Source organism: Paenibacillus sp. MAH-35 (genome assembly GCF_058135425.1).
This window is the reverse complement of sequence record NZ_JBYUPU010000008.1, coordinates 160,791-186,594: the sequence shown is the minus strand read 5'-3', so window position 1 is coordinate 186,594 and position 25,804 is coordinate 160,791. Positions and strand designations below refer to the sequence as shown.

Genomic DNA, 25,804 nt, shown 5'->3' with positions numbered 1-25,804 from the left:
TCCTAACAGGTGGATTAAGCGTAGCGCAGTACGACACTTCCCAATATATCCGCAACGTCCTCGCAAGCGTCCGTCGTTTGTTCGAGCCGTTCGTAAAGCTCCTTGAGCTTAAAGTCGTGGTAAGGGTCGGTCGGGCTGGTGAAAATCTCGCGAATCCCTTCGCGCATCAGCCGGTCGCCTTCATTTTCCAGGCTGTTGATATGTACCGTATGCTCCTGGATCTGCATGTACTTCTTCTTGGACAACAGCTTAAACGCTTCGAGCAGATGCTCGCACGAGGAGACGAGGACTTCCGAGAAATCCTTCATATATTGATTCGTGAACGTAATGTTCAGATAATCGAATCTCGCCATCGAGGCTTCGATCCCGTCCATGACATCGTCCAGCCGAACCGCAAGCTCCATAATGTCTTCCCTGTCAAGCGGCGTGATAAATACTTTGTTCAAGCCTTTGAAAATTTCATGCGTTAACGAATCGCCCTTTTCTTCGATCTCTTTCAGTTTACCGAAGTAAGTGGCTGGCGGCTGATTCCCCATCATGGCGCTGCGGAACATGTGTGCGCCATTCAGCGTATTTTCCGCGCCTTGAATGAGCAGATTCAGAAAATCGATCTCGCCCTTTTTATTGAAAATCATCAAGCTTATGACCCCCAATGTCGGATGTTGAAAAAAGTTGTCGTTCCTTAACACAAAATTAAAATTATCATATCCGGACGGTCAATTGCAATCGATTGAACGAACTAATTGCGCGGGACATTCAAAACAGAGCTGGGTTGCTTGATTTTGACTGTCCGAAGAGGTACATTTGTAACGGTATGTTATTCGTGACCACGAACTTTTAAATGGAAATTCTAATCCGAACCGAAAGGCTGATTGATGATGGCAAAAACGTTGATCCGGAACGGCACGTTCGTCACCGTAACCGAAGAAGCACCGGTTGTCCGCGGCTGCATGATTATAGAGGACGACAAAATCGTATATTTGGGCGAACAGGAGCGCGACCCGGCGGAGCAATTCGACGAAATTGTGGACGGAAGCCGCAAATTGTACATGCCCGGACTCGTCAATACCCATTGCCATGCCGCGATGTCGCTGCTGCGCGGGTACGGGGACGATCTGGCGCTCCAAGTATGGCTGGAGCAGAAAATGTGGCCGAATGAAGCCAAATTTACCGGTGAAGACGTCCGGTGGGGTACGCTGCTATCGATCCTCGAGATGATCAAAGGCGGGACGACCAGTTTCGTTGATATGTACGATCATATGGACGAAGTGGCCAAAGCCGTTGAAGAATCCGGAATGAGAGGCTGCCTGACGCGTGGCGCGATCGGACATTGTCCGCCGGACGTCCAGGAGCATAAGCGCCGGGAAGCCGTCCAATTCGCCAAAGACTGGCACGGAAAGGCCGGCGGCCGGATTACGACCATGATGTCGCCTCACGCGCCTTACACGTGCCCGCCCGAGTTTATCGTCAAATTCGTGGAAGCGGCTCACGATCTGAACTTGCCGATGCATACGCATATGTCCGAGACGCTGTACGAAGTGCTGGAGAACGAGAAGCAGTACGGACTGCGTCCGGTCGATCATCTGGCCAAGCTCGGCTTGTTCTCGCGTCCTTCGATCGTCGCGCATGCTGTGCATCTGACGGATGCGGAGATCGCTACGCTGAAAGAGCACAACGTCCACGTCTCCCATAACCCGGGTAGCAACCTGAAGCTGGCGAGCGGAGTCGCGCGCGTGCCGGACATGCTCAAGGCGGGCATTCTCGTATCGCTCGGGACGGACAGTTCGGCGAGCAACAACAATCTCGACATGTTCGAAGAGATGCGTCTGGCTGCTCTGATCCATAAAGGCGTATCCGGCGATCCGGTAGCGGTGCCGGCCAAGGAAGCGCTGAAGCTCGGAACGGTCAACGGTGCGAAGTCGATCTGGCTCGATAACGTCGGCACATTGTCCGTCGGCAGCAAAGCGGACTTTATCGCCCTCGATACGGATCAAGCACACTTTTTGCCGAAATCGGATTACGTCTCTCATATTGTGTACTCGGCGTCCGCAAAAGATGTAACCGATGTGTATGTTGACGGCAAACAGCTTGTCCGCGGAGGCGAGTGCCTGACGATCGACGAGGAAAAAATCAAGTTCGAAGCGCAGCGCCGTTTCGAGCTGTTGACGAACGGATAAAGGTTGGCGGACCTACTATAAGAAGGAGGGGGAACGGGAATGGCGAGGAAAATAGCGCTGTGGAGTGCCGCTGTGCTAGCCGTCGTGACGATTGTTCTCGTCTTCTTCTACAGGTCGATTCATGAGGAAGAATGGGCGGAGCGGCTCGAGGCCAAATCGACTGTAATCGCCAGCACCTACATGCGTACGGTGGACCGGGTCGAAAGGTTCGTCGGCGAGAAGCCGTACATGGTCGTATTTGGACAGGACGAGGAAGGCCGAGAAGCGATCGCATGGGTGAACGACGGCAAGGCGCAGATGAGATACGCGAGCACCGGCATCACAGCCGAAGAAGCCCGGCGCAAAGTCGAAGAGAGCAACCCGGATAATGAAGTGCTTCGCGTGTTGCCCGGCGCCTTGAATGATACGTATTTGTGGGAAGTGTTCTACAAACGCAAGGACGAAGAGGGCAGCCGGTATTATTACAGCTATTACCGCTTCGACAACGGCGAGGAAATCGATACGTGGCGAATGAGCCGACACTGATACGAGGACCGTACCTGAGCTGATCCCAAGCTCCGGGTACGGTCCTTTTTCGATGCAGGATTACCGTCCGGGCTTGATGTGGCGGAAGACGTTAACGACGAGCAAGAGAACGGATGCGATGACCAGCAGCCCCCCGACAGCGGAAAAAGGGATACCGAGGCCCGTGTTGCCGTGAGCGAACAGGAACATGCTGATCACAAGCAGCGGCAAGCCGATGTTGTGCAGCCAAAACTGGACGCTGGCCAGCTTGGTGCTCCCCGCCTCCGGGTATACGGTATACACCACTCCGATCAGCCCCAGCGTCGCCCAGCCGAGCAGATTGATATGGGCATGCGCAGAGGTATAGATGAATTTCTCCGCCATTCCCATCCCCATTCCGAGTAATACGCCGATCACTTTTCATTCCAAACATTTGCATCGAAATGGGTGTATATCATGTGATATACTATGGATATATCAATTGATCTATCAAATTCATCGTCTGCACAGAAAGGGGGACGTTGCGTGAAGTTGCGTCTATGGCCTGTATTAACGAGCGTTGTCCTCTCTTCGGCCGTATTGTTCGGAGGATGGTTTCTATATGACAGTCTGGCGATGGAAAATCCGTTAACCCGGATCGTACAAGAGCAGCCGGGACTGGAGCAATCGAAAGTAAACGTGGGAAATAACACGGTGACGATTGAGATTACGCCGAAGCCGGAGGCGAATCTTCGTGAAATATACAAGTCGATTACGGAGCAGGGCCGGTCGATTCTAGGCGACCGGACGGTCGAGCTGGTCGTAAAGGATACGACTACGCCGGAGCTGGACAGCTGGTGGTCGGGCGCTTTGTTCGACGTTGCGGAAGCGATGGAGAGCAAGCGGTATGCGGCGATTCCGGCCGCGTTGGAAGCGAAGAAAGGCGCGCTCCCCGGTCTCGTAGTAACTACCGAGATGGACGAACGTTATGTGTATGTCCGCATGACGGACGGGACGCATTATAAATATATGCTGCTTCCCCGCAAGCCGCAGAAGGTAGGGGTGTGGCCGAATGAGTAAGCTCGGTAAAGAAATGCTGATCGGCTTCGTGCCGGTATTGCTCGTTTTTTTAATCTTTATGGGCATTAATGTTATTCCGATCGTGCTTGCGGGCGTTATTTTGTTCTCCTTATTTTATGTAACCCGGATGAGGGATAGAATGGGGTCGGCTTCGTCCGAGCGCAAAGGCAAAAGCCGTACCCCGTCCTACTTGACGTTTGACGATATCGGGGGACAGGACCGGGCCAAAAACGAGCTGAAAGAAGCGCTCGATTTCCTGATCCGGCACGAAGAAATCCGCAAATTCGGTATTCGGCCGCTGAAAGGCATCCTGCTTACCGGGCCACCGGGAACCGGGAAAACGCTGATGGCCAAGGCGGCTGCCCACTATACGAACTCCGTTTTCGTATCCGCTTCGGGCAGTGAGTTTGTGGAAATGTATGTGGGAGTCGGGGCCAGCCGGGTGCGCGATTTGTTCAAAGAAGCGAAAACCCGTGCGGCCAAGGAAAACAAAGAAAGTGCGATTATTTTCATCGACGAGATCGATGTAATCGGCGGCAAGCGGGATGGCGGACAGCACCGGGAATACGATCAGACGCTGAACCAATTGCTGACCGAGATGGACGGGCTGCATTCGAACGAGACGCCCCGCATTTTGATGATTGCGGCAACGAACCGCAAAGAGATGCTCGACAGCGCGCTGTTGCGGCCGGGACGGTTCGACCGTCACATTCAGGTCGATCTTCCGGACAAGAAGGGCCGGATGCATATCCTGAACATTCATTCCAAAAACAAACCGATCGCCGAAGGGGCGAGCATGGAGCGCGTAGCGGGCGAGACGTTCGGATTCTCGGGCGCTCAGTTGGAGAGCGTAATGAACGAAGCGGCCATCTATGCGATGCGCGACGATCTGCCTGTCATCGAGCAGCACCACTTCTCCCGGGCGATCGACAAGGTGATGATGGGCGAGAAAACCGACCGTGAGGCGACGATGGAAGAGCGCAAGCGCGTCGCGCTGCATGAGCTCGGACACGCGATTACGGCCGAGCAGGTGAAGCCGGGCTCCGTATCGATGGTATCGCTCAGTCCGCGCGGCCAGGCGCTCGGCTATGTGCGTCACAACCCGCAGCAGGATCAGTACCTGTACACACGGACCGAGCTGGAGCAGCAAATCATGATTGCACTCGGCGGAGCGGTGGCGGAGGAGATGTTTTACGGCGGACGAAGCACCGGTTCGCGCAACGATTTTGAACAGGCGCTCCGGCTCGTCCGCACGATGATGGACTCGGGTCTGACCGGCCTTGGCATCATCGACCGGGATATGGTGACGAAGGAAGAGCTGATGAAGGAAAATGCCGTCATTCTCGACGAGCTTCATCGCGGTACAAGAGAGATGCTGGAGCGTTACCGGAACGTCTTCGAGCAGTCGCTGGACATTCTCATTCGCGAGGAAGTGCTGACCGGCGACCAATTCCGCGACCTGCTCGGGATACCGTCGCCTGCCGGACAAACACCGGCTTGATCTCAAAACGTTTACGATGGCGGATGGCGGGCGCTTTAGCTGCAAGACGGGCTAGGGCGCCTTCTGCTGAACGCTGAACGGCGGAGATTGACGGAAGGCAGGTTCCGATTCAATCGCTGTGATAAATGTGGTAGCCTCTAAGGGAGGCTTTCTTTTGCATGTTCGTTTTCCCCGGCAGAAAGGGCTTACTTTAACAAATCCGTTAGATTTGGCTGGATAAAACCTACTATATTGTGTCGGGTGATGAAAAAAAAGCTTATTCGTTGTAAAATCGTTATGAATGAGCGAACAGACATCATCGTTTAGACCTGGAAGGAGCATAGATATGCAACTCACAAAAATCGGCGTAGTCGGAGCCGGAACGATGGGGCAGGGCATAGCGGAAATGCTTGCAACGAAGGGGATCGACGTTTATCTGCTGGAGAAGACGCCCGATCAGTTGGAGCATGCGTGGGAGATGATCGAGCTTAGTCTCGAGAAACGGCTGGAAAAATGGGCGATTACGGAAGCCGAGAAAAAGTCGGCATTGGGCAGAATACATAAAGCCCACGCTGTAGAACAGCTGACCGGCTGCGAGATGGTCATCGAGACGGTATCCGAGGATCTGGAGACGAAAAAGGACGTATTCCGCAAGCTGGATGCGGTATGCAGCGAAGAAACGATTTTCGCAAGCAACACGTCCACCCTGAGCTTAACCGAATTGGCCGGAGAAACGAGACGGCCGGAGCGCGTTATCGGACTTCATTTCTTGTATCCGGTTCATAAAATACATCTGGTTGAAATTGTCCGCGGTTTGAAAACGTCTACAGAAACGTATGAGACGGTACGCCGCTTCGTGGAGTTAACGATTCAGAAAAAGGGGATCATGGTATACGAATCCCCCGGTTTCGTCACGACCCGCCTGATCTGTACGCTGATCAACGAAGCGATGCATACGCTGTCCGAAGGGGTCGCTTCCGCGGAAGATATCGACTCGGCGATGCGGATCGGCTACGATTTCCGTTTCGGTCCGCTGGAGATGGCCGACCGGTTCGGTCTCGACGCGATTCTCGCGGCGATGGAACGGATGTTCCGTGAATACGGCGATTTGAAATACCGTCCGTCGTTTATCCTGAAACAGATGGTTCGTGCGGGCCATCTGGGCGTCAAGACGGGAGAAGGGTTTTTCCGCTATGATAAGGATGGTGACCGGATATGAACATACTCGTGATTAACGCCGGAAGTTCCTCGCTGAAGTACCAGGTGTTCGATATGACGAACGAATCGGTGCTTGCCAGAGGCAAGGTCGAACGGATCGGCATGGAGACGGCGATGCTCACCCACGAACCTACAAGCCGACCGGAGCTGCGCGAGGTAAGCGAGATTCTCGATCATACGTCGGCAATCCGCCGGGTGCTGCGAATCCTGATCGATCCGAAGGAAGGGGTTTTGCGTTCGATCGAGGAAGTACATGCCGCCGGCCACCGCGTCGTTCACGGCGGGGAGGCGTTCTCGGGCTCGGTGAAGGTCGACGATAAGGTGAAGGAGGAGATCAAACGTCTGTTTGACCTCGCCCCGCTCCATAATCCGGGCGCATTAACGGGGATTTTGGCGGTGGAAGCGAACTTGCCGGACATTCCGCAGGTCGTCGTTTTCGATACGGCCTTTCACCAGACGATGCCGCCGGTTGCGTTCCGCTATCCGATCCCGAACGTGTTTTACCGCAAACATGGCGTTCGCAGATACGGTTTTCACGGCACGTCCCATCAATACGTCAGCGACCGGGCGGCGGAGCTGATCGGGAAGCCGCTCGAACAGATGAAGATGATTACTTGTCATATCGGGAACGGAGGCAGCGTAACCGCGATCCTGGACGGCAAATCGTTCGACACGAGCATGGGTATGACCCCGCTCGAAGGACTGATGATGGGAACCCGCAGCGGCGACATCGACCCGGCCATCGTTCCTTTTGCCATGGATAAGGAAGACCTGTCGCTGAACGAAGTCAATTCGATGCTGAACAAACATAGCGGCTTGTTCGCCGTCTCCGGCGGGATGGGAGACATGAGGGAGATTATCGAGGCGGCAGAAGAGGGAGACCGCAACGCGAAGCTGGCGTTCGACATGTACGAGTACCGGCTGAGAAAATATATCGGCGCTTATGCGGCGGCGATGAACGGAATCGATACGCTCGTATTCACGGCCGGAGTGGGCGAGAACAGCGCTTATCTTCGCAAAGCGGTGTGCGACAAGCTGACGTTCCTTGGCATACAGCTGGATGACAACGCCAATGAGGCGCGCAGCCGCGACGACCGCCGGATCTCTTCTCCCGATTCGAGAGTTGCAGTATGGGTGATTCCGACGAACGAAGAGCTGATGATCGCAAGAGACACGTTCCGCGAAGCTTCCAAGGCGCTGACCCCGCAAGCGTAAATCTCAAATCTCATATTTGTTGGAGGAGTGACGTAAGCGATGGAGCAATGTACCATTCGTGAAGTGAACCGACATGCCGGGCATACGGTCCGGATCGGCTGCTGGCTGTACAACAAACGGTCCAGCGGCAAAATCCAGTTTTTGCAGCTTCGCGACGGCACAGGCTTCATTCAGGCGGTAGTCGTCAAAAGCGAAGTGTCCGAATCGGTCTGGGAGGCGGCTGCCAAGCTTACTCAGGAAAGCTCGCTGTACGTAATCGGAGAAGTGAGAGAGGACGCACGCAGCCAGAGCGGGTACGAGTTGACGGTAAGCGGAATCGAGACGATCCAAATCTCCGAGGATTATCCGATTACGCCCAAGGAGCACGGAGTCGATTATTTGATGGACCATCGCCACTTGTGGCTCCGTTCCCCGAGACAGCGGGCGATTATGGTCATCCGTGCGCAGATTATCCGGGCGATACAAGGATACTTCGACGAACACGGCTTCACCCTCGTCGATCCGCCGATTCTGACGCCTTCGTCCTGCGAAGGGACGACGAATTTGTTCCATACGAAATATTTCGACGAAGACGCTTATTTGACGCAGAGCGGTCAGCTGTACATGGAAGCGGCGGCGATGGCGCTCGGCAAAGTATACTCGTTTGGCCCGACGTTCCGGGCGGAGAAATCGAAGACGCGGCGCCATCTGATTGAATTTTGGATGATCGAGCCGGAGATGGCGTTCGTGGATCATGAACAAAGCCTTGTTATTCAGGAGCAGTTCGTATCCCATGTGGTGCAATCGGTCGTTGCCAACTGCCGTAAAGAACTGGAGACGCTCGGACGCGACGTATCGAAGCTGGAGAGCGTGCGCGCCCCGTTCCCCCGAATAACCTATGACGATGCCGTCAAGCTGCTTCAGGAGCGAGGCCACGCCTTTACATGGGGCGAAGACTTCGGTGCGCCGCACGAGACCGAGATCGCGCAGCAGTTCGATAAGCCGGTGTTTATTACCCATTATCCGGCTTCCTTCAAAGCATTCTATATGAAGCCTAAACCGGATCGTCCGGAAGTGGTCCTGTGCGCCGATCTGATCGCGCCCGAAGGTTACGGGGAGATCATCGGAGGAAGCCAGCGGATCGATGACCCGGTACTGATGGAGCAGCGCTTCAAGGAGCATGAGCTGGGAGAGGACGCGTACCGCTGGTACCTCGACCTGCGCAAATACGGCACTGTGCCGCATTCGGGATTCGGGCTCGGACTGGAGCGTACGGTCGCCTGGATCTGCGGGCTCGAACATGTAAGGGAAACGATCCCGTTTCCGCGTTTGTTGAACCGTCTGTACCCGTAACGGCAAGGAGGCTGGCTGAATGGCAAAAGGGGTAGACTGGAAGCAGATCGAGCGGGGGATGGCTGCGGCAATGCGCGAAGGCAGCGTATCGGTTCCTTCGCTGCTGCTGAAGCTGTACAGAGCGATGAAGCTGTCGGATATGGAAGCGATGCTGCTCATCCATCTGTTTCAGTTCAAGGAGAAGGAAAGCAACGATTTTCCGACTCCGGAGGAGCTGCAAGGCCGGATGTCGGCAACGTACGAGTCGGTGCTGAGGGCGCTCCAGCGGCTGCTTAAGGAAGAGATGCTGCAGATTGACGGGGAGACCGATCCGGTCAGCGGGGTGCTGAGCGAACGCTACAATCTGTCGCCGCTGTACCGGAAGCTTGCAGCAGCCTGGATCGAAGACGCGAAGCAGTCCGGTGCGTCTTCGCAGCAAGCAGCGAAAGCCGCTGCGGCGCCGGCGGAAAAGTCCGATATTTTCACCGTATTCGAGAAGGAGTTCGCCCGTCCGCTTACGCCGATGGAATGCGAGACCGTCTCGCAATGGATCGACCGCGACCGGTATCCGGAAGAGCTGATTTTGTTCGCGCTCAAGGAGGCGGTGTTCGCCGGTGTTATTCATTTCCGCTATATCGACCGGATCTTGCTGGAGTGGAGCCGCAACCGCGTGCAGACGCCCGAGCAGGCGAGAGAATATACGCAGAAGTTCAGAGGCGCCAGGTAGCGGGGCAACTTTTACTGCGAGATGACTTCGCTCAAGCAAAAGCCCTCCGTGTCCCGATCAACGGGCCGGAGGGCTTTTTAACGAAAAACCTACAAATGTAACGCTTTCCAGCGGTACACATATTCGAACAAAAACTCGAACGCCTCCAGATGACGCTTCGCCTCGAATACGTTCGCGCCCCATGCGTAGATCCCGTGATTTCTCAGGACGATGCCCGGGATGGCGCGGTCGATCCGGCCTTCCACCAGCTCGGCGATTTTCGGAATATCCGCGTAGTTGGGGAGGACGGGAACTTCGATCTGCGCATCCTCCTGCCAGATGTTAAATGCTTTGATCAGCTCCACCCGCTCGATCGGGACGCTGCCCCGCTCCGCGTACAGCTCGGAGACGATGTTATTGAATACCGTATGCACGTGGAATACGGCGCCGCAGCCCGTCAAGCGGTAAATCTCGCAGTGGATTAACGTTTCGGCCGAAGGCTTCAGCCGCGTAGGCTCGATCGGTTGTCCGCGATGATCGACCATCAGGAAATCTTCCGGCGTATGCTGGGATTTGTCCTTTCCGCTGGCCGTGATGGCGAATGTAAATTGTTCGGGGGAATACTCCCCGACGCGGACCGACAAGTTGCCGCTTGTGGCGGGGAACCAGCCGCGCGAGGCGAATTCCGTCTTGACTTCCCGCAGCTTCGTGAACGCTTGCTGGCGCTGCTCCAGCGTATACAGAGGCTCGTTCAATCTAACCTTCTCCTTGTTGAATCGTATTGAGATGACGGACGACGTCATGGAACGTCTCGAAAGGAACGTACGGCAAGCCGAGCTCCTCGCATTTCGTAATCAGGTGCGAGCGGGCGAAGACGAGATCGGCCAGCTTCGCGCCTTCAAAATCGGTGACGCTGTCTCCGATTAGAATCCGGAAGTAGTTTTCCTTCGGATAACGGCGGATGACGGTCGTTTTGCACATGCCGCAGTCGGTATGACATTCATCGTCGCACGGATGCGGCCATACGATGCGGATTCGCTCGCCGGTGAAATCGCTGGCGTTGCAATAAATATGGTCCTTGGCGATCGGGAACGGCTCCAGCAGCGGCAGCAGGAAGAAATCGATCCCCCCGCTGGTGACGAGAAACTCGATGTCCGCACGATCGCAGTAGTCGAGCAGATCCGGGAATCCGGCGCGAATTTTAGCGGTGTCGAAGACGTACTGGGCCACTTCGGCTTTCGCGGAGGAAGGGAGCAGGTCGAACATCCGCCCGACCCCTTCCCGGATGCTCATCGTCCGGTTCACGACCTGCTCGACGAGCGGTTCCCACCCCGGCGGATTAAAATGCTTCATGATGGCTACGATATTGTCGCTCTCGGTGATCGTTCCGTCGAAGTCGCAAAAGATGATCGTTTTTTTCATTCCTTCGCACCCCAGCGGTTGATGGCCGCTTTCAGCTCCGGATGGCTGCCTGCATATTGGGCCAGCGGGACGCCTTGTCTCACTGCGTCGATCGCCTGGCGGAACGCTTGTCCGCCCGCGGCGGTTCCCATCGGGTGCCCGTGAATGCCGCCCCCGGCGTTGACGACGACCTCGGAGCCGAAGTCGCGGATAATCCATGGAACGAGCCCGGGATGAATGCCGGCCGACGGAACGGGGAAGCTGGTGCGCAAGGAAACGGACGGTCCGTCCGAACCGCCTGCCGGAACGTATAAGTAGTCTTCGGCGAGACGTTCGGTCGCGAGCGCATGCTGAATCGCCAAATTCTCTTCCTTCGGCATAACGACGGAACCGTAAGGCGACGGGAACAGGACGAGATCGGCTCCGGCCAGCCTCATCAGCTTGCCGAGCAGCACCGACGCCGAGATGCCGTAATGCGGCGACGGATACAGAGCGCCTGCCAGCGCCGGATGTGCGGCGATCGGGACGTTGATGTCCGGGTCGGCGCTAAGTTCGCGCAGCGTATCGAAGCCGTAGGCGAGTACGTTGAACAGCAGCGCGTTGGCGCCGGCGTCGATCGCTTTTTTGGCCTGATCGGCCAGCCTGGATGCCGGACCGGTGATGTTGACGGCGTACAGCAGCTTTTGCCCGGTCGTCACCTGCGCCTTGCGGGCGGCCTCCATGCACACTTGAACCCGTTTCTCGATCGGAGTTAGCGGGTTTTCGAACAAAATCTCGTCGTCCTTGATCAGATCGACTCCGCCTGCGGCCTGGCCGTAAAACTGCTCCCCGAGCTCGGCCAGGTCATGGCCTATGACCGACTTGAAGATGCTCATCAGCAGCGGCCGGTCGTGAACGCCCAGCAAGTCGCGGACGCCGGAGATGCCGAACTTCGGACCGGAGAACCGGCTGAGGAACGAAGGGGAGAAGTGCAGGTCGGTCAATTTGATTTTGCCGTCCATCGACAGCTTGCCGAACACCGTCACGAGCAGAGCCGGGATATCGGCGCTGAAGTTGATGTCCGGATAAGCGATGCGTATATCGGCGTACCGCCCCTCGTCAGCTTGTTCGCCGGCCGCTCCCGGCTCGTACACATCGACGGATAACACCAGACCGAGATGTTGTTCCATCTCTTTTTGCTTGGCCGCAGGGAGCTCCGTCCAGCTTCCTACGGTGAGGCCGACGGCGATCGACTGGGCTTTTTTATGAAAATCCGCTTGAGCGTCGTAACAGCGGTAAGTCGCGACACAATAGGAGTTCAATCGTTACACCTGCTTTCCATACTGCTCGGCCTGTTCGGCGAGCGAATCGCTAATCTCCCGCGACCGTTCGGCCGCCCGTTTGACAGCCCGGGCAACGGTATCGCCCACATGGCCCGACTCGAGCACTTCGATCGCGGCTTGGGTCGTTCCGTTCGGAGACGTTACTTTGCGGCGCAGCTCGCCCGGCCATTCGTTTGTACTTTTCACCATTTGGGCGGCGCCCAGGACGGTTTGCGCCGTCAGCAGACGGGCTGCTTCCTCGCTTAAGCCGCCTTCGACGCCGGCGTTGATCATCGCTTCCATCACATAGTACAGGTAAGCAGGCCCGCTCCCCGATACGCCGGTCAAGATATCGAAGCTTTCTTCCCCGATGACGGTCACTTCGCCGATTGCCCGGAACAAGGTGAGACACGTCTCTTTCTGCTCGGCCGTAACGGCGCTGGAGAAGCTGATTCCGGTCGCGCCGAGTCCGATCGTGCTCGACGTATTCGGCATCGTGCGGACGATCGGCTGAGCGCCGCCGACGATGCGTTCCATAGCGCCGATCGAAAAGCCGGCAACGAGCGAGACGATCAACTGACCGGGGTGAAGCAGGTGCCGGATGTCGGCGATTCCCGCAGCGGCGTCCTTTGGCTTCATGCCAAGCACGAGAATGTCCGCCTCGGAGATCAGCCGGTCGCGTTCCTCCGGCATCCGGGTCGTCCGGATGCCGTATTTGTTCCGGAGCTCCGCCAGCCGCTCGTCGTTTTGACGGTTCAAGGCGAATACCCGGTCCGGATCGGCGATGCCGGGAGCGACCAGGCCGCGCAATATCGCTTCGGCCATCGATCCGGCGCCGATAAAGCCGATGTTTACTTGTAAAGGCGTATGGCTCATATCCGTAATCCCTCCGCAGCGGTTTTAGTTCTGTCCGCTTTTTATGATGACTGAACGAAGGCCGTTTTGCAAACGGCCGCTGGAATTACCCGCGGATTTGTCCGTTACCGTGTATGATAAATTTGGTCGAAGTCAGGGCAGGCAGTCCCATCGGTCCGCGGGCGTGCAGCTTCTGCGTGCTGATGCCGATCTCCGCGCCGTATCCGAACTCGAAACCGTCGGTAAAACGGGTCGAAGCGTTATGATAGACGGCTGCGGCGTCGATCTCCGCGAGGAATCGCTCCGCACGCTCCGTATTCTCGGTTACGATACACTCCGAATGGGAGGTGCCGTACAGCCGGATATGATCTAGCGCTTCGTCCAGGCCGCTTACGATTTTCACCGACAAGATCAGGTCGTTGTACTCGGTGCCCCAGTCGGTCTCCGCCGCTTCGCTCATGCCCGGCACCAGCGTCCGGCTTTTGGCACAGCCCCGCAGTTCGACGCCGAGTTCCTGCAGCCTGGCGGCCAGTCCGGCCAGATGGGCGCCGGCGAATCGCTCATGGACGAGCAGTGTCTCCATCGAGTTGCAGACGGAAGGGCGCTGCACTTTTGCATTAATCGCGATCTCTTCGGCCATTGCGGGATCGGCCTCGTCGTCGACATACGTGTGACAGACGCCTTCGCCCGTTTCGATAACCGGAACCGTGGCGTTCTGGACCACATTCTGGATAAGCGAGCGGCCGCCCCGCGGAATGATGACGTCCAGCAAACCGTTCAGCTTCAGCATCTCATCGACGGAGGAACGGTCCGAGCTCTCGATCAGCTGCAGCGCTTCGGGAGGCAAGGCGGAGCGGGAGAGCGCCTCATGCATGACCTCGATAATCCGGCGGTTCGATTCAAGCGCCGCGGAGCCTCCGCGCAGGACGACAGAGTTGCCCGTCTTCAGGCATAATCCGGCCGCATCGACGGTGACGTTCGGGCGAGCCTCGTACACGATGCCGATCACGCCGATCGGAACGCTAAGCTTGCGGATGACGAGACCGTTCGGCCGCGTCGCTTCCTCGATAATCCGGCCCGTAGGGTCCGGCAGTTCCACGATCTCGCGCAGCCCTTGGGCGATCGCTTCGATCCGCTGATCGTTCAGCGCAAGGCGGTCCAGCATCGAAGCGGGGGTTCCGCCCGCCCGGCCGCGTTCCAGATCCCGCGCGTTCGCCTCGATAATCGAGGCGCTTTCGGTTACAAGCGCGTCCGCCATCATCAGCAGCGCTTCGTTTTTCTGCTCTGTCGTCAGTCGATTCATCGTTTGCGCCGCCTGTTTGGCCAGCGCCGCTTTTTCGCGTACTTCACTCATCAGTCGGTTCCTCCCCGTAATGAACGCAATTCGTGTACGAATCCCGTTCCAATAGTATGTGTCAATTCGTTGGCGAAGCAAAAGCTATACGTCCAATGTCCGGATATATTCCGTCAAGCTTTCGCTTTCCACCTGGACGGCTTCGGAATCCCGTCTCCGCTTGCATTCCACTACGCCTTCGGCCGCCCGCTTGCCGACTGTCACCCGAATCGGGATGCCCAGCAGATCGCTGTCGGCGAATTTGACTCCGGCGCGCTCGTCCCGGTCGTCCAGAAGAACGTCGAAGCCGGCCCGCCGCAGCTCGCCGTACAGCTTCTCGGCCAAGGCGGTCTGTGTCTCGTCGCGGTAGCTGGCCACGATGATGTGAACGTGAAAAGGAGCGACAGAGGACGGCCATACGATGCCCGCTTCGTCGTGATGCTGCTCGGCGATCGCCGCAAGTAAACGGGAGACGCCTATGCCGTAGCAGCCCATCTGGAAAGGAAGGGGCTTGCCCGTATCGTCCAGGAAGGTAGCGCGCATCGGCTCGCTGTACTTGGTGCCGAGCTTGAACACATGGCCGACCTCGATTCCTTTGTCCAGCTCAATCGGATTGCGGCAGTTCGGGCATAGGTCGCCCGGTACGGCGGTGCACAGATCTCCGGAAGCATCGATCCGGAAATCGCGTCCCGGCACAACTCCCGTCAGATGACGATCCGGCTCATTCGCTCCGACGACGACAGCCGTCATGCTGCGGATCTGTTCGTCCGCCGCGATCGTGACGTCCGGCCCCAGTCCGACCGGTCCGATATAGCCGGGGTGCGAGCCAAGTTTGGCAGCGATGTCCGCTTCGCCCATCATCGTAACGCTTGAAGCTCCGAACAGCCGCTTCACTTTCGTCTCGTTCAGCTCGCGGTCTCCCCGGACAAGCGCTACGACCGGCTTGCCGTCGACCAGCAGCGCTACCGATTTGATAATCTGGGCGGGTCGGATCGAGAGATAGGCGGTCAATTGGGCGATCGTACGGATGTCTGGCGTATCGGTCAACTGCGGTCCCGCAGCCGGATCTTCCGTCTGTCCCGAATCGGCGCCGGCTGCCGTTGCCGGTTCCGCATCGGGAGGGACCGACTGGGCCAGCTCGACATTGGCCGCATAGCCGCATTCGCCGCAATGGGCGATCGTATCTTCTCCGATGCCGGAGAGGGCGACAAATTCGTGAGTGTCGGTCCCCCCGATCGAACCGGAATCGGCCTCTACTGCCAAGTAGCGAATACCGCAGCGGTTGAAAATGGCGGAGTAAGCGTCGTACATGCTCCGGTAGCTTCGGTCCAGCCCTTCGTCGGTTGCGTCGAACGAGTAGGCGTCCTTCATCAGGAATTCCCGTCCGCGCAGCAGCCCGTAACGGGGACGCCGTTCATCGCGGAATTTTGTCTGCAGCTGGTACAGCGTCATCGGCAGCTTTTTGTACGATTTCACTTCGTCGCGCACAAGCGAGGTGATCGCTTCCTCGTGCGTCGCTCCAAGTGCGAATGCCCGGCCTTGCCTGTCGCTAAGCCGCATCAGCTCGTCACCGTACTGGTCCCATCTGCCGCTTTCCTTCCATAGCTCAGACGGATGAAGGGCGGGAAGCAGCAGCTCGGTAGCTCCCGCCGAATCCATCTCCTCGCGGATGATCCGCTCCACGTTGCGAAGGACGCGGTAGCCGAGAGGGAGGTACGAGTATACGCCCGCGGCCAGTTGACGGATCAGCCCGGCTCTTACCATAAAGCGGTGGCTGTTCGTTTCCGCGTCGGACGGATCGTCGCGAAGCGTCGGTATAAGCAGATGTGTTTGTCTCATGGCAAGATTCACCTCCCGGCAATTTCGATCCATTCGTCGCGATGAACGACTTCAATCCGGCTGACTTCAACCCGCTTGCGTACTTCCTCGGTGGACAGACCGGCTACCGCCTTGAGCTGCCAGGAAGCGTAATTGACGACTCCCCGGCCCAGTGTCCGGCCTTGCATATCGGTCACCTCGACGACGTCTCCCGGGTGGAATTCCCCCGTAATCTCGGTTACGCCGGCCGGGAGCAAGCTTCTTCCTCCGTCGATCAGGGCGCGTTCCGCTCCGGCGTCGACCTGGACTTTGCCTTGCGGGTTCGAATGGAAGCCGATCCACTGTTTCTTCGTGGAGAGCGTATGGGAGCTCGTATCGAAATAAGTGCCTCTGCCGCAGTCGCCGACCGCGTCCAGCAAGTCCCGGGGCTCGACCGCCCGGCCGATGAAGACGGGGACGCCGCCGCTTGTGGCGATCCGGGCCGCTTCGATTTTGGATCGCATGCCGCCCGTACCGACGGAAGAACCGGAGCCGCCGGCGATGCGGAAGATGTCCTCGCTGATTTCAACGACGCGGTCGATCCGCTGTGCATTGCTGTTTTTGCGGGGATCTTCGGTGTACAGGCCGTCCGTGTCGGTGATGATGACCAGCCGCTGCGCCTTCAGCAGGTTGGCGACCAGCGCGGAAAGCGAGTCGTTGTCGCCGAACTTCAGTTCATCGACGGATACGGTGTCGTTTTCGTTGATGATCGGGATGACCCGGTGAGCGAGCAGTTCCTGCATCGTCATAAGCGCGTTATGGATTCGTTTCCGGTTGGAAAAGTCGGAGCGGGTGAGCAAAATTTGCGCGACGGATAACCCGTGAGCGGCGAACGCTTCATTGTAGCTTTGCATGAGCAGCGCTTGGCCGACGGCTGCGGAAGCCTGTTTCTCATGCAGCGCCTTCGGCCGCCTGGCGTATCCGATTTGGCGGAACCCGGCCGCTACCGCTCCCGACGTGACGAGCACGACTTCGTATCCTTCATTGTGCAGGAGGGACAGCTCTGCTGCGAAATATTCGATTTTGTCGCGGTTCAGCCCGCCTTCGTCCGACGTCAGCGAGCTGCTTCCGATTTTGACCACGATTCGTTGTTGCATGAGAAAATCCCATCCTTGCTATGGTGTAATGGCGGGTGGTGGCCGCATGTTCCGGAAAAAACAAAAAGACTCTCGTCCATGTAAGGACGAAAGTCCGGCTTCCGCGGTACCACCTTAATTCGGATGACAGACTGCGGCCGTCATCCCTCTTGATCCCTGATAACAGCAGGGGCTGTTCAGCTCGTCGCTGACCGTTCGGGGGTGGGTTCGGCAAGACGTTCGCGGTAAATTCTCTCAGCCGGCGGAATTTACTCTCTGGGCGCGTCGGTTCTATCCTACTGGTCCCGTCATCACGTTATCTAACATATCGAAATAGTTACTACATAGAATAACACGGGGAGTCCGGTTTGTAAAGGCAAACGAGCCGCGAATCCGCGCCCTTTCCGGTATTGACAAACCGAACCGGGAGCATGCAATATAATAGGGGTTATACAAGTAATTGACAAGTATAGGTAATAGAGCGGCCGGGAAATCGGCGGAAAAAGAACTCCTGATCGGATGTTAGCCGTGCTATCGGGAAACTGCGGAATTGCTTCTGGACGGCATCCGACTGATGAGGGGAAAGAAGGCGAGGCCGATGGCTGAAAAGCATCTCGGAACACCGGTCCATACGGTGGCGGTCGCAGCTGCGGGCTACGATCAGGAAGGAGCCGAGCGACCGAAAGTGTACGCGGTGTCGAGCGGCAAAACCGCGACCCTGTATGTGATCGACGTCCAAACGGGACGTATTCTGCAAAGCGCGGAACTGGAAGGAACGACCCATACGTGGGGAGTAGCGGTCGCTCCAGACGGAGCCGTCTATATGAGCAGCTCCCAAGGGTATTTGCACCGCTGGCGGCCGGGTGCGGACAAGGCCGAAAACCTCGGCAGGCCGATACCGGGAGAAAGCTTCGTCTGGAGGCTGGCTTGCGACGAGCAGGGCCGCATATACGGCGGGACTTACGACGGAGGTAAAGTGTTCCGGTACGATCCGGCTGAGGGAAGTTTCCGCGACTACGGCCGGATGAGCGACAACGAGAAGTATGCGCGAAGCATCGCCGCAGGCGGCGGCTTCATCTACGTCGGAGTGGGCACGCAGCGGGCCCGGCTGTATGAAGTAGACGCGGAATCCGGGATCAAGCGGGAAATACCGTTCCCCGAAGGGTATGAACAGGATCAGACTGTGTACGACGTAACGAAAGTCGGCGAGCGGTTATTTGCGAGAACGGTGCCGTCCAACACTTTGCATGTGTACGATTTGCAGGCGAAGAGGTGGACCGACGCCATATCGGACGCATCCGGTCTCGATGTATCCCGCCCGTCTCCGGACAGCGGCAAGCTGTATCTGGTGCGCGGCAATATGCTTCACAGTTACGATCCGGGGACGAAGGAGCTGGCCGCAACCGATATTTCCGTGCAAGGGGCCAAAGACTTCGGCTGGGTCCGGCTCGAAGAAGGCGATTATCTCGGCATGAGTCTCGTCAGTGCCAAGACGAACGGGGACTTCTGGGTGTACAATCCGCAATCCGGCCATTGCAGACACGTCGAAGTGAACGTACCCGGCCAGCCGAACAAAGCGCAAACGTTGACGTTGTCATCGGACGGCACGTTATGGGTCGGAGGTTTCTTCAGCGGCGGATTCGCCAAATACGATCCGGTATCCGGGCAGTTGACCGAATACCGAACCTTCGGCCAGCAGGAAGGCATGGTGGAGTTTAAGGGGAGCATCTACGCGGGCGTTTATCCGGGAGCGCGCATCTACCGGTACGACCCGAAGGTGGAATACCATATAGGCGTAAATCCGGTCAAGCTGTTCGCTCTGAATGACCGGTATCAGGATCGGCCGTTCGCGATGGTGGCCGCGGGAGACGTGCTTGCCATCGGCACCGTTCCTTATTACGGCCAACATGGCGGCGCGCTGACCTTGTACGATCCGGATACGGGAAAAATCGATGTCTTCCGGCATATCGCCGGCAATCAAAGCGTCGTTTGCCTGGCCTACCGGGAAGGCCTTTTATACGGCGGCACGTCCATACACGGCGGTCTCGGTACGGAGCCGGAGACAACGGCGGCCAGCCTGTTTCGATTTGACGCGGATCAGCGCGAAAAGGAATGGACCTGCGTTCCGGTACCGGAAGCCAAGGTCATCTATTCGATTGCGTTAGCGGAGGACGGGATGTTGTGGGGGCTGACGTATCGCGCCTTATTCCGGTTCGACCCGATGCAGCGCAAGACGGTTGAGATCGTCCCGCTCGAAGGCTTTAACCCGGACTTTCCCGAAAGCGGCTGGATCGGCGGCACGATCCGGTTTCACAAGGACGGCAGTTTGTACGGGACGGCGCTTGGCCAATTGTTCCGCTACAATCCCGGCGAACGTTCCTTCGAGATTTTGGCCGACAAAGCCGCCTATTTCGCCCAAAATGCCGAAGGGACGATTTATTTTACGCGCGGGACCGAGCTTTACGAGTATCGGCTGGATAACTGAGCCGGGGATTCCGTACATACGAAAGGCGCCAAGCTCTCGGGCTCGGCGCCTTTTTCTACTGCACCATCATGAATTCGTAAAGCTGCCTTTCTCCTAACGGAACAAATTCAATTTCCCGATGCGGCTTACCGCTTCCTCCAGCCGCGCCTCGGACGAAAGCAGCCCTACGCGCACGTACCCTTCGCCGTGCGTGCCGAACCCGATTCCGGGAGCGACCATGACATGGGCTTCGTTCAGCAGCAGATCCGCGAACTCTGCAGACGTGTAAGGCTTAGGAACCGGCAGCCAGGCAAAAAACGATCCGGCCGACGGCGTCGCCTCCCAGCCGATCCGCGACAAAGCGCCGAACAAGGCGTTGCGGCGGCTCTCGTAGGTGGCGTTCAAGGCGGCGACGCAATCTTGCGGCGCGGTTAGTGCGGCGGCCGCGGCGGCCTGGATGCCTCCAAACAAGCTGACGTAATAGTGGTCCTGGATCAGATTGATCAGCCGGACGATTTCCGCGTTGCCGAGCGCGAAGCCTACGCGCCATCCGGCCATATTGTACGTTTTGGACAACGTGTAAAATTCCACTCCGACTTCCTTCGCTCCCGGCCGTTCCAGGAAGCTGATCGGACGCTGGCCGTCGAAACCGATCGCGCCGTAAGCGAAGTCGCTGGCGACGACGATTCCGTTCTCCGCCGCGAAGCGGATCGTATCGTCATAAAACCCGGCGGACGCGACCGCCGCCGTCGGATTGTTCGGGTAGTTGATAAACATCAGCTTGGCGAGCTTCACGTCGTTTGGCGACAAGGCCGAGTAGTCGGGCAGGAAGCCGTTGCTCTCCAGCAAGGGCATAAACGCCATCCGGGCGCCGGACAGCTCCACCCCGGACCAATAGTCCGGATAGCCGGGATCGGGCACAAGGCACACATCGCCCGGGTTAAGCAGACACTGGCTGATCTCGACAAGTCCCGTCTTGCCGCCGAACAGGATGGCGACCTCGGTCTCGGGATCGAGCTTGACGCCGTAATCGTCCAAATATCGTTTCGCTATTGCTTCCTTCAGAAACGAAAAGCCGCTGAACGGCGGATATTTATGGTACAACGGATCGGGAGCCGCATCCTGAAGGGCGGTTACGATATGACCGGGAGTCGGCTGATCGGGATTGCCCTGTCCCAGATTAATGACGTCATGGCCAAGCGCAATTTGCCGGTTCACTTTGCTGACGAGGGAAGCGAAAAACTGCGTAGGGAGTCGGTTGAGCCGATCTGCGGCCCGAATCGGGAAGGCGGCCGGCGAATGGACGGGTAAATTCATTGTATTTCACTCCGGATTGTAGACTTTTTAACAAGGCGATATGTTTGATTATACCCGGACCGAACATTTTTTCCAACCGGTATTTCGCGCGGGTCATCCAGGAGGGCGTTGCTCCCCGGCTACCGGATCGACTATGATAGAGCTTATATGGAAACGGAGGGAAGTCCAACATGTCGGAACAACAATTAAAAGTCGCCATTTTGCAAATGGATATCGCCATCGGGGAGCCTGAAAACAATTTCGCCAAGCTGTCCGAGCTGCTGGAGTCGTGCGTACATGCGGAGAGCAAGCCGGATGTGATCGTATTTCCGGAGATGTGGAACACCGGCTACGCGCTGGATCGGATTCGCGAGATCGGCGACCGGAACGGCGACCGGACGAAAGCGTTCATCTCCGCCTTTTGCCGGAAGCACGGCGTAAATATCGTAGCGGGTTCGGTGGCCGAGCTGGACGGCGATCAAGTGCGCAACACGATCTACGCCTTCGACCGGGAAGGCCGGGAGGCGGGGGAATATTCGAAAATCCATCTGTTCCGTCTGATGGACGAGGAGAAATATTTGACCGCCGGCGATACGCTCGGCAAGCTGGAGCTGGACGGTGTGCCCGCGGGGATGATGATCTGCTACGATATCCGCTTCCCGGAGCTGAGCAGACGCCTCGCGCTGGACGGGGTGAAAGTGCTGTTCGTGCCGGCGGAGTGGCCGCATCCGAGACTTCATCATTGGCGGACGCTGCTGACCGCGAGAGCGATCGAGAACCAGATGTACGTCGTTGCGTGCAACCGCGTCGGAACGAGCGGGACGACTTCGTTTTTCGGGCATTCGATGGTGATCGATCCTTGGGGGGAAATTTTGACGGAAGGGGACGAGTCGGAACAGATTTTGACCGCTGAGCTCGACCTGACCGTTGTGGATAAAGTGAGGGCGACGATTCCGGTGTTTGCGGACCGCCGTCCCGAATTGTACTGACTCAGATGGAGGGTATCCGAGAAATGCGGCGGATGCCCTCCTGTTGTGAGAAAACGGTGCTATCGCTGCGCCTGAGGCGCCTTGGCGCGGAAGATGAGCCGATTAAGGAAGGATACGACAGTTGTCAGCCGCTCTCGAATGTGTTTCAATAGTATACAGGTTGGAAACAGGTATAATTGGACATTTCATTCCGATGTATCGTGAAGATGAATTATGACCATGGGGAGAGAAAAACGATGACAACTTCGATGCAGTGGCATGAACGGCTGGGCCAGTCGATCCCTTGGGGCTCGAGTACGTGCTCGAAGGCGCCCTCCATGCTTCCGGAAGAGCCTGCCGTCATAGTGAAAGGCAAAGGCTGCCGCGTATGGGATGCGGACGGGAAGGAGTTTATCGATTATCGCAACGGTCTCGGCCCGATTACGCTCGGTTATCAGCATCCGGACGTGGACGAGGCGATCCGCCGGCAGTTGGAGAGCGGGATTATTTTCGGTCACCCGCATCCTTTGGAAGCGGAGGTTGCCGAGCTTTTGCGTGAAGTGATTCCTTGCGCGGAGCAGGCGAGGTTTCTGAAGACGGGCGGAGAAGCGTTGGCCGCGGCCATACGGATTGCGCGTACCTATACGGGGCGCGAGCATATTGTGCAGGTCGGCTACAACGGCTGGCTGAATGCGCTCGCCGGCGGAGGACAGGCGCTGCCTGGACAGCCGTCGTCGGGACGCGGCATCCCGGGCGTACCGGCAGCGCTCGGCGATCTTCACCATGCGGCCGATTGGAACGATATCGCCGCCTTGGAACAATGGTTCGACCATATCGGCAGCGATATTGCGGCCGTCATCATCGCCGCGGATTATGCGGAGATGGAGAAGGGTGAATCGTATTACAAGGCGGTTCGCGAGTTGACGAGCAAACACGGCGCGCTGCTGATCTATGACGAGATCGTTACCGGCTTCCGGATCGCGATCGGCGGCGTTCAGCAATATTTCGGCGTGAAGCCGGATCTGGCGGTATTCAGCAAAGGAATGGCGAACGGCATGCCGCTGTCCGCTTACGTCGGCTCCAAAGATGTGATGTCGGCATGCGACCGGGGAGGCGCGGTCATCTCCAGCACGTTCGGCGGGGAGACGTTGTCACTGTCCGCTTCGAAAGCGACGATCGGCGTATACAAGGAGCAGGACGTCGTCGGTCATCTGTGGAAGCAAGGGGAGAAGCTGTGGGGCGGGTTAAACGCAATCTTCGCTTCACGCCAAATCCCGATCGAATTGAAAGGCTTGTGGCCTTGTCCGACGTTTACGCTGTCCGCCGGCGCCGCTCCTGCGGTGAAAGAGCGCTTTTTCCGTGCCGCGTACCGGAACGGCGTATCGCTGTACAACGTTTCCTATGTCAATTTCAGCCACAAGGACGGCGATATCGAGGAAACGCTGGAACGTTTGGACCGGGCTTGCTCGGAGCTGGAAGGCGAATAAGGAACGGCTTGCCGAGTTGAATCCCAATGATGAAGCATGCTGCATACAGGAAAGCGGTGACACCGATGATCATAGACGCACACACGCACATATGGGGCGGGGACTACGAGAACAGCACACGGGAGCTTCTGAGGGCGTGCGATCTGTTCGGAATATCGAAGATTCACGTGTCCGGACTGAAGTCGCATTATCCGGATGAAGCGGAAGTCGGACAATTAAATGCGGATGTATATCGATTTATGAAGGAACAGCCTGGAATGGTGGAAGGGTACTGTTACGTAAGTCCGGCGCATGCGAACGCGCTGGATGTGTTGAACCGGGGAATCGAGCAGTACGGCATGAACGGAATGAAGCTGTGGGTGGCGACGTTTTGCGACGATCCGCGCGTATTTCCGCTTGTTGAGCGATGCATCGATTTTAATATCCCGATCCTGATCCATTCGTTTCACAAGGCGGTCGATCAGCTGACCTACGAGACGACGGGCGTTCATGTGGCCAATCTGGCGCGGCGTTATCCGGAAGCGAAGCTGCTTATGGCACATTTTGGCGGCAACTGCTATCATGGGATCAGAGCGGTACGGGGCTTGCGCAACGTATGGCACGATTTCTCGGGAACTCCGTTCCGCCGGGACGACGTCGATTATGCAGTGGAGCGGGTCGGAGCGGACCGGATCGTATTCGGTTCCGATATGCCGATCACCTATCTGGTGAATTACGGCCAAGTGGAAGAAGCGGATCTGTCGCAGGAAGACAAAGACCGGATTTACTACAAAAACGCGCTGGAGCTGTTCGACCGCAGCTTGAAGGTCGGATAACGCCGCACCGGTTACACACGCCAGGAGGGGAACACGGTTGAACACGGACGTTAACGCATTACTCGGCCATTGGCCGTTTCGTAAAATTCGCAAAAATACGCTCGCCGATCTGAGGAACGTTCATCAAGACAATCAGATAACGGGCGGTTATGTCGCTTCCTTGAACAGCATCTTTTATAACGATCCGTTCGAAGGGGACGAGGAGCTGCACGAGCTGATCGGCGGTACGGAGTACAAACATGTGCTGACCGTGAATCCGACATTGCCCGGCTGGCAGCGCGATATCGAGGACGGAATCGCCAGGTTTGGCATACAAGGAGTCCGCATTTATCCGACTTATCACGATTACGATCTGAATACGGCGCCTGTGGCCGAGCTGTGCGAGGCGCTGAAGAAACACCGACTTCCGCTATTCGTAACGAAACGGATGGAAGACGAGCGTTTGGATTATTTGATGAAGCCGAAGCCGCTTGAAGTCGCTGCCCTGCAAACGTTCGTATCCGGCCAGCCGGATCTGGATATTGTCATTTTGAATATCCGTTTCGCCGAAATTTCGGCCATGAAGCAGGAAATCAACGACTTGCCGAGGCTGTTCGTCGACACTTCGGGTCTGAAAGATAAAGTGTTCGTGCTCGAAGAGCTGCTGAAGGTGATCCCTGCCGGGAAAATCATGTACGGCTCCCAGCATCCGCTGTACTGCTTGAAAAGCTCTCATTGCGTGGTTGATATGGTGGAAATTCCTGAGGAAACGAAGCGGGCGATTTTTTCAGGCAATGTGAAGGCGTTGGGCAAATAAGAAATAGGTTTGTTGCGATAGAAGGGGACTGCCTGTCAAGGGCAGTTCTTTTTTTTGCGTGAAAGCAGGTTTGACATTCAGCGTAGGGGGAGCGGAAGCGGATTAAGGGTGGTTTGCAGCTGCTAAAATCGGCGAAAAGGGTGCGGCCCCTGCCAGTTGGTGGAAATAAGGGGTGCGAACCGCCTTTATTCGCCCCGGCTTTTCGAAAAGGCCGAAAATAGAGGGTGTCAGAAACTCTTATTATGGCCGACCGACAGCCTTCATGGAGCGAAACAGCGCCGCTCGGAGCCCGCGGGGTCGGGAAAGCTCTCGTGAGCAGCCCATGGCGGTGTCAGCGCAGCCAAACCCGGCCTGTTCCCATAAAAAGCTGCAGCAGGCAACCGGATTTGAAGCTTTCCCGCGCTGGAAAAACTCATCCTAAGAACGATAAAAGGGGAAAAGCGATAGCTAACGTTCGTTCCCTCTGGTGACAGGTATAGAGTTGC

At 57.2% G+C, this 25,804-nt stretch carries 23 protein-coding genes; 13 read left to right on the top strand and 10 right to left on the bottom strand.

The window, feature by feature from the left end:
• Positions 1 to 14: 14 nt before the first annotated feature.
• Entirely contained in the window at positions 15 to 635 is a 621-nt protein-coding gene (locus AC3Y2E_RS11335) for a DUF47 domain-containing protein (protein ID WP_379210203.1), read from the bottom strand.
• Between the two features lie 243 nt (positions 636 to 878).
• On the opposite strand from AC3Y2E_RS11335, the gene AC3Y2E_RS11330 reads away from it, so the two are divergent.
• Positions 879 to 2,177: an amidohydrolase gene (locus tag AC3Y2E_RS11330; protein ID WP_379210331.1), complete on the top strand. Its 1,299-nt coding sequence runs from the start codon at positions 879 to 881 to the stop codon at positions 2,175 to 2,177.
• Positions 2,178 to 2,216: 39 nt separating this feature from the next.
• Positions 2,217 to 2,702: a cell wall elongation regulator TseB-like domain-containing protein gene (locus tag AC3Y2E_RS11325; protein ID WP_379210201.1), complete on the top strand. Its 486-nt coding sequence runs from the start codon at positions 2,217 to 2,219 to the stop codon at positions 2,700 to 2,702.
• 60 nt (positions 2,703 to 2,762) lie between these two features.
• On the opposite strand, the gene AC3Y2E_RS11320 is transcribed toward AC3Y2E_RS11325, so the two are convergent.
• The gene (locus AC3Y2E_RS11320; protein ID WP_379210199.1) at positions 2,763 to 3,065 is read right to left on the bottom strand and encodes a cytochrome-c oxidase; all 303 of its coding nucleotides are present in this window, start codon (positions 3,063 to 3,065) and stop codon (positions 2,763 to 2,765) included.
• A 141-nt stretch (positions 3,066 to 3,206) separates the two neighbouring features.
• Between AC3Y2E_RS11320 and AC3Y2E_RS11315 the strand changes: the two genes are divergently transcribed.
• From AC3Y2E_RS11315 to AC3Y2E_RS11290, 6 genes are all read left to right on the top strand, one after another.
• Positions 3,207 to 3,740 (top strand): hypothetical protein, encoded by a 534-nt coding sequence (locus AC3Y2E_RS11315; RefSeq protein ID WP_379210197.1) that lies wholly within the window; start codon positions 3,207 to 3,209, stop codon positions 3,738 to 3,740.
• On the top strand, positions 3,733 to 5,241 hold the full coding sequence (locus tag AC3Y2E_RS11310) for an AAA family ATPase (protein ID WP_379210195.1): 1,509 nt from the start codon (positions 3,733 to 3,735) through the stop codon (positions 5,239 to 5,241). The genes AC3Y2E_RS11315 and AC3Y2E_RS11310 overlap by 8 nt, the downstream gene beginning before the upstream one ends.
• 325 nt (positions 5,242 to 5,566) lie before the next feature.
• A complete protein-coding gene (locus AC3Y2E_RS11305) occupies positions 5,567 to 6,439 on the top strand; it encodes a 3-hydroxyacyl-CoA dehydrogenase family protein (RefSeq protein ID WP_190925070.1) in 873 nt (290 codons plus the stop codon).
• Positions 6,436 to 7,653, top strand: coding sequence for an acetate/propionate family kinase (locus AC3Y2E_RS11300; protein ID WP_379210192.1), 1,218 nt, complete (start codon positions 6,436 to 6,438; stop codon positions 7,651 to 7,653). Before AC3Y2E_RS11305 ends, AC3Y2E_RS11300 begins: the two co-directional genes overlap by 4 nt.
• A 39-nt stretch (positions 7,654 to 7,692) precedes the next feature.
• Entirely contained in the window at positions 7,693 to 8,985 is a 1,293-nt protein-coding gene (gene asnS, locus AC3Y2E_RS11295) for an asparagine--tRNA ligase (RefSeq protein ID WP_379210190.1), read from the top strand.
• 19 nt (positions 8,986 to 9,004) lie between these two features.
• The gene (locus AC3Y2E_RS11290; RefSeq protein WP_379210188.1) at positions 9,005 to 9,691 is read left to right on the top strand and encodes a DnaD domain-containing protein; all 687 of its coding nucleotides are present in this window, start codon (positions 9,005 to 9,007) and stop codon (positions 9,689 to 9,691) included.
• 89 nt (positions 9,692 to 9,780) lie between these two features.
• Here the strand turns inward: AC3Y2E_RS11290 and AC3Y2E_RS11285 are convergent, their stop codons facing one another.
• From AC3Y2E_RS11285 to proB, 7 genes are all read right to left on the bottom strand, one after another.
• A complete protein-coding gene (locus tag AC3Y2E_RS11285) occupies positions 9,781 to 10,425 on the bottom strand; it encodes a methylthioribulose 1-phosphate dehydratase (protein ID WP_379210186.1) in 645 nt (214 codons plus the stop codon).
• A gap of 1 nt (position 10,426) precedes the next feature.
• The gene (locus tag AC3Y2E_RS11280) at positions 10,427 to 11,092 is read right to left on the bottom strand and encodes a 2-hydroxy-3-keto-5-methylthiopentenyl-1-phosphate phosphatase (RefSeq protein WP_379210184.1); all 666 of its coding nucleotides are present in this window, start codon (positions 11,090 to 11,092) and stop codon (positions 10,427 to 10,429) included.
• Entirely contained in the window at positions 11,089 to 12,372 is a 1,284-nt protein-coding gene (locus AC3Y2E_RS11275) for a 2,3-diketo-5-methylthiopentyl-1-phosphate enolase (RefSeq protein WP_379210181.1), read from the bottom strand. Before AC3Y2E_RS11275 ends, AC3Y2E_RS11280 begins: the two co-directional genes overlap by 4 nt.
• Before the next feature lie 3 nt (positions 12,373 to 12,375).
• Positions 12,376 to 13,248, bottom strand: coding sequence for a pyrroline-5-carboxylate reductase (gene proC / locus AC3Y2E_RS11270; RefSeq protein ID WP_379210179.1), 873 nt, complete (start codon positions 13,246 to 13,248; stop codon positions 12,376 to 12,378).
• An 85-nt stretch (positions 13,249 to 13,333) separates the two neighbouring features.
• Positions 13,334 to 14,581, bottom strand: coding sequence for a glutamate-5-semialdehyde dehydrogenase (locus AC3Y2E_RS11265; RefSeq protein ID WP_379210177.1), 1,248 nt, complete (start codon positions 14,579 to 14,581; stop codon positions 13,334 to 13,336).
• Positions 14,582 to 14,665: 84 nt separating this feature from the next.
• The gene (locus AC3Y2E_RS11260; protein WP_379210175.1) at positions 14,666 to 16,399 is read right to left on the bottom strand and encodes a proline--tRNA ligase; all 1,734 of its coding nucleotides are present in this window, start codon (positions 16,397 to 16,399) and stop codon (positions 14,666 to 14,668) included.
• 8 nt (positions 16,400 to 16,407) lie between these two features.
• A complete protein-coding gene (gene proB, locus AC3Y2E_RS11255; RefSeq protein WP_379210173.1) occupies positions 16,408 to 17,514 on the bottom strand; it encodes a glutamate 5-kinase in 1,107 nt (368 codons plus the stop codon).
• A 577-nt stretch (positions 17,515 to 18,091) separates the two neighbouring features.
• On the opposite strand from proB, the gene AC3Y2E_RS11250 reads away from it, so the two are divergent.
• Positions 18,092 to 19,978 carry a ligand-binding sensor domain-containing protein gene (locus AC3Y2E_RS11250; protein ID WP_379210171.1) on the top strand — a complete coding sequence of 629 codons (1,887 nt, stop codon included), beginning with the start codon at positions 18,092 to 18,094 and terminating at the stop codon, positions 19,976 to 19,978.
• Positions 19,979 to 20,071: 93 nt separating this feature from the next.
• Here the strand turns inward: AC3Y2E_RS11250 and AC3Y2E_RS11245 are convergent, their stop codons facing one another.
• Positions 20,072 to 21,274 carry a pyridoxal phosphate-dependent aminotransferase gene (locus tag AC3Y2E_RS11245; protein ID WP_379210168.1) on the bottom strand — a complete coding sequence of 401 codons (1,203 nt, stop codon included), beginning with the start codon at positions 21,272 to 21,274 and terminating at the stop codon, positions 20,072 to 20,074.
• Positions 21,275 to 21,444: 170 nt separating this feature from the next.
• On the opposite strand from AC3Y2E_RS11245, the gene AC3Y2E_RS11240 reads away from it, so the two are divergent.
• The 4 genes from AC3Y2E_RS11240 to AC3Y2E_RS11225 all read left to right on the top strand — a co-directional run bounded on the left by AC3Y2E_RS11240 (position 21,445) and on the right by AC3Y2E_RS11225 (position 25,319).
• Positions 21,445 to 22,242 carry a carbon-nitrogen family hydrolase gene (locus tag AC3Y2E_RS11240; protein WP_379210166.1) on the top strand — a complete coding sequence of 266 codons (798 nt, stop codon included), beginning with the start codon at positions 21,445 to 21,447 and terminating at the stop codon, positions 22,240 to 22,242.
• A 236-nt stretch (positions 22,243 to 22,478) separates the two neighbouring features.
• A complete protein-coding gene (locus tag AC3Y2E_RS11235) occupies positions 22,479 to 23,708 on the top strand; it encodes an aspartate aminotransferase family protein (protein ID WP_379210164.1) in 1,230 nt (409 codons plus the stop codon).
• A 65-nt stretch (positions 23,709 to 23,773) separates the two neighbouring features.
• Complete coding sequence (locus tag AC3Y2E_RS11230; protein WP_379210162.1) at positions 23,774 to 24,523, top strand: amidohydrolase family protein; 750 nt, start codon at positions 23,774 to 23,776, stop codon at positions 24,521 to 24,523.
• A gap of 37 nt (positions 24,524 to 24,560) precedes the next feature.
• Complete coding sequence (locus tag AC3Y2E_RS11225; protein ID WP_379210160.1) at positions 24,561 to 25,319, top strand: amidohydrolase family protein; 759 nt, start codon at positions 24,561 to 24,563, stop codon at positions 25,317 to 25,319.
• The last annotated feature ends 485 nt before the right edge of the window (positions 25,320 to 25,804 follow it).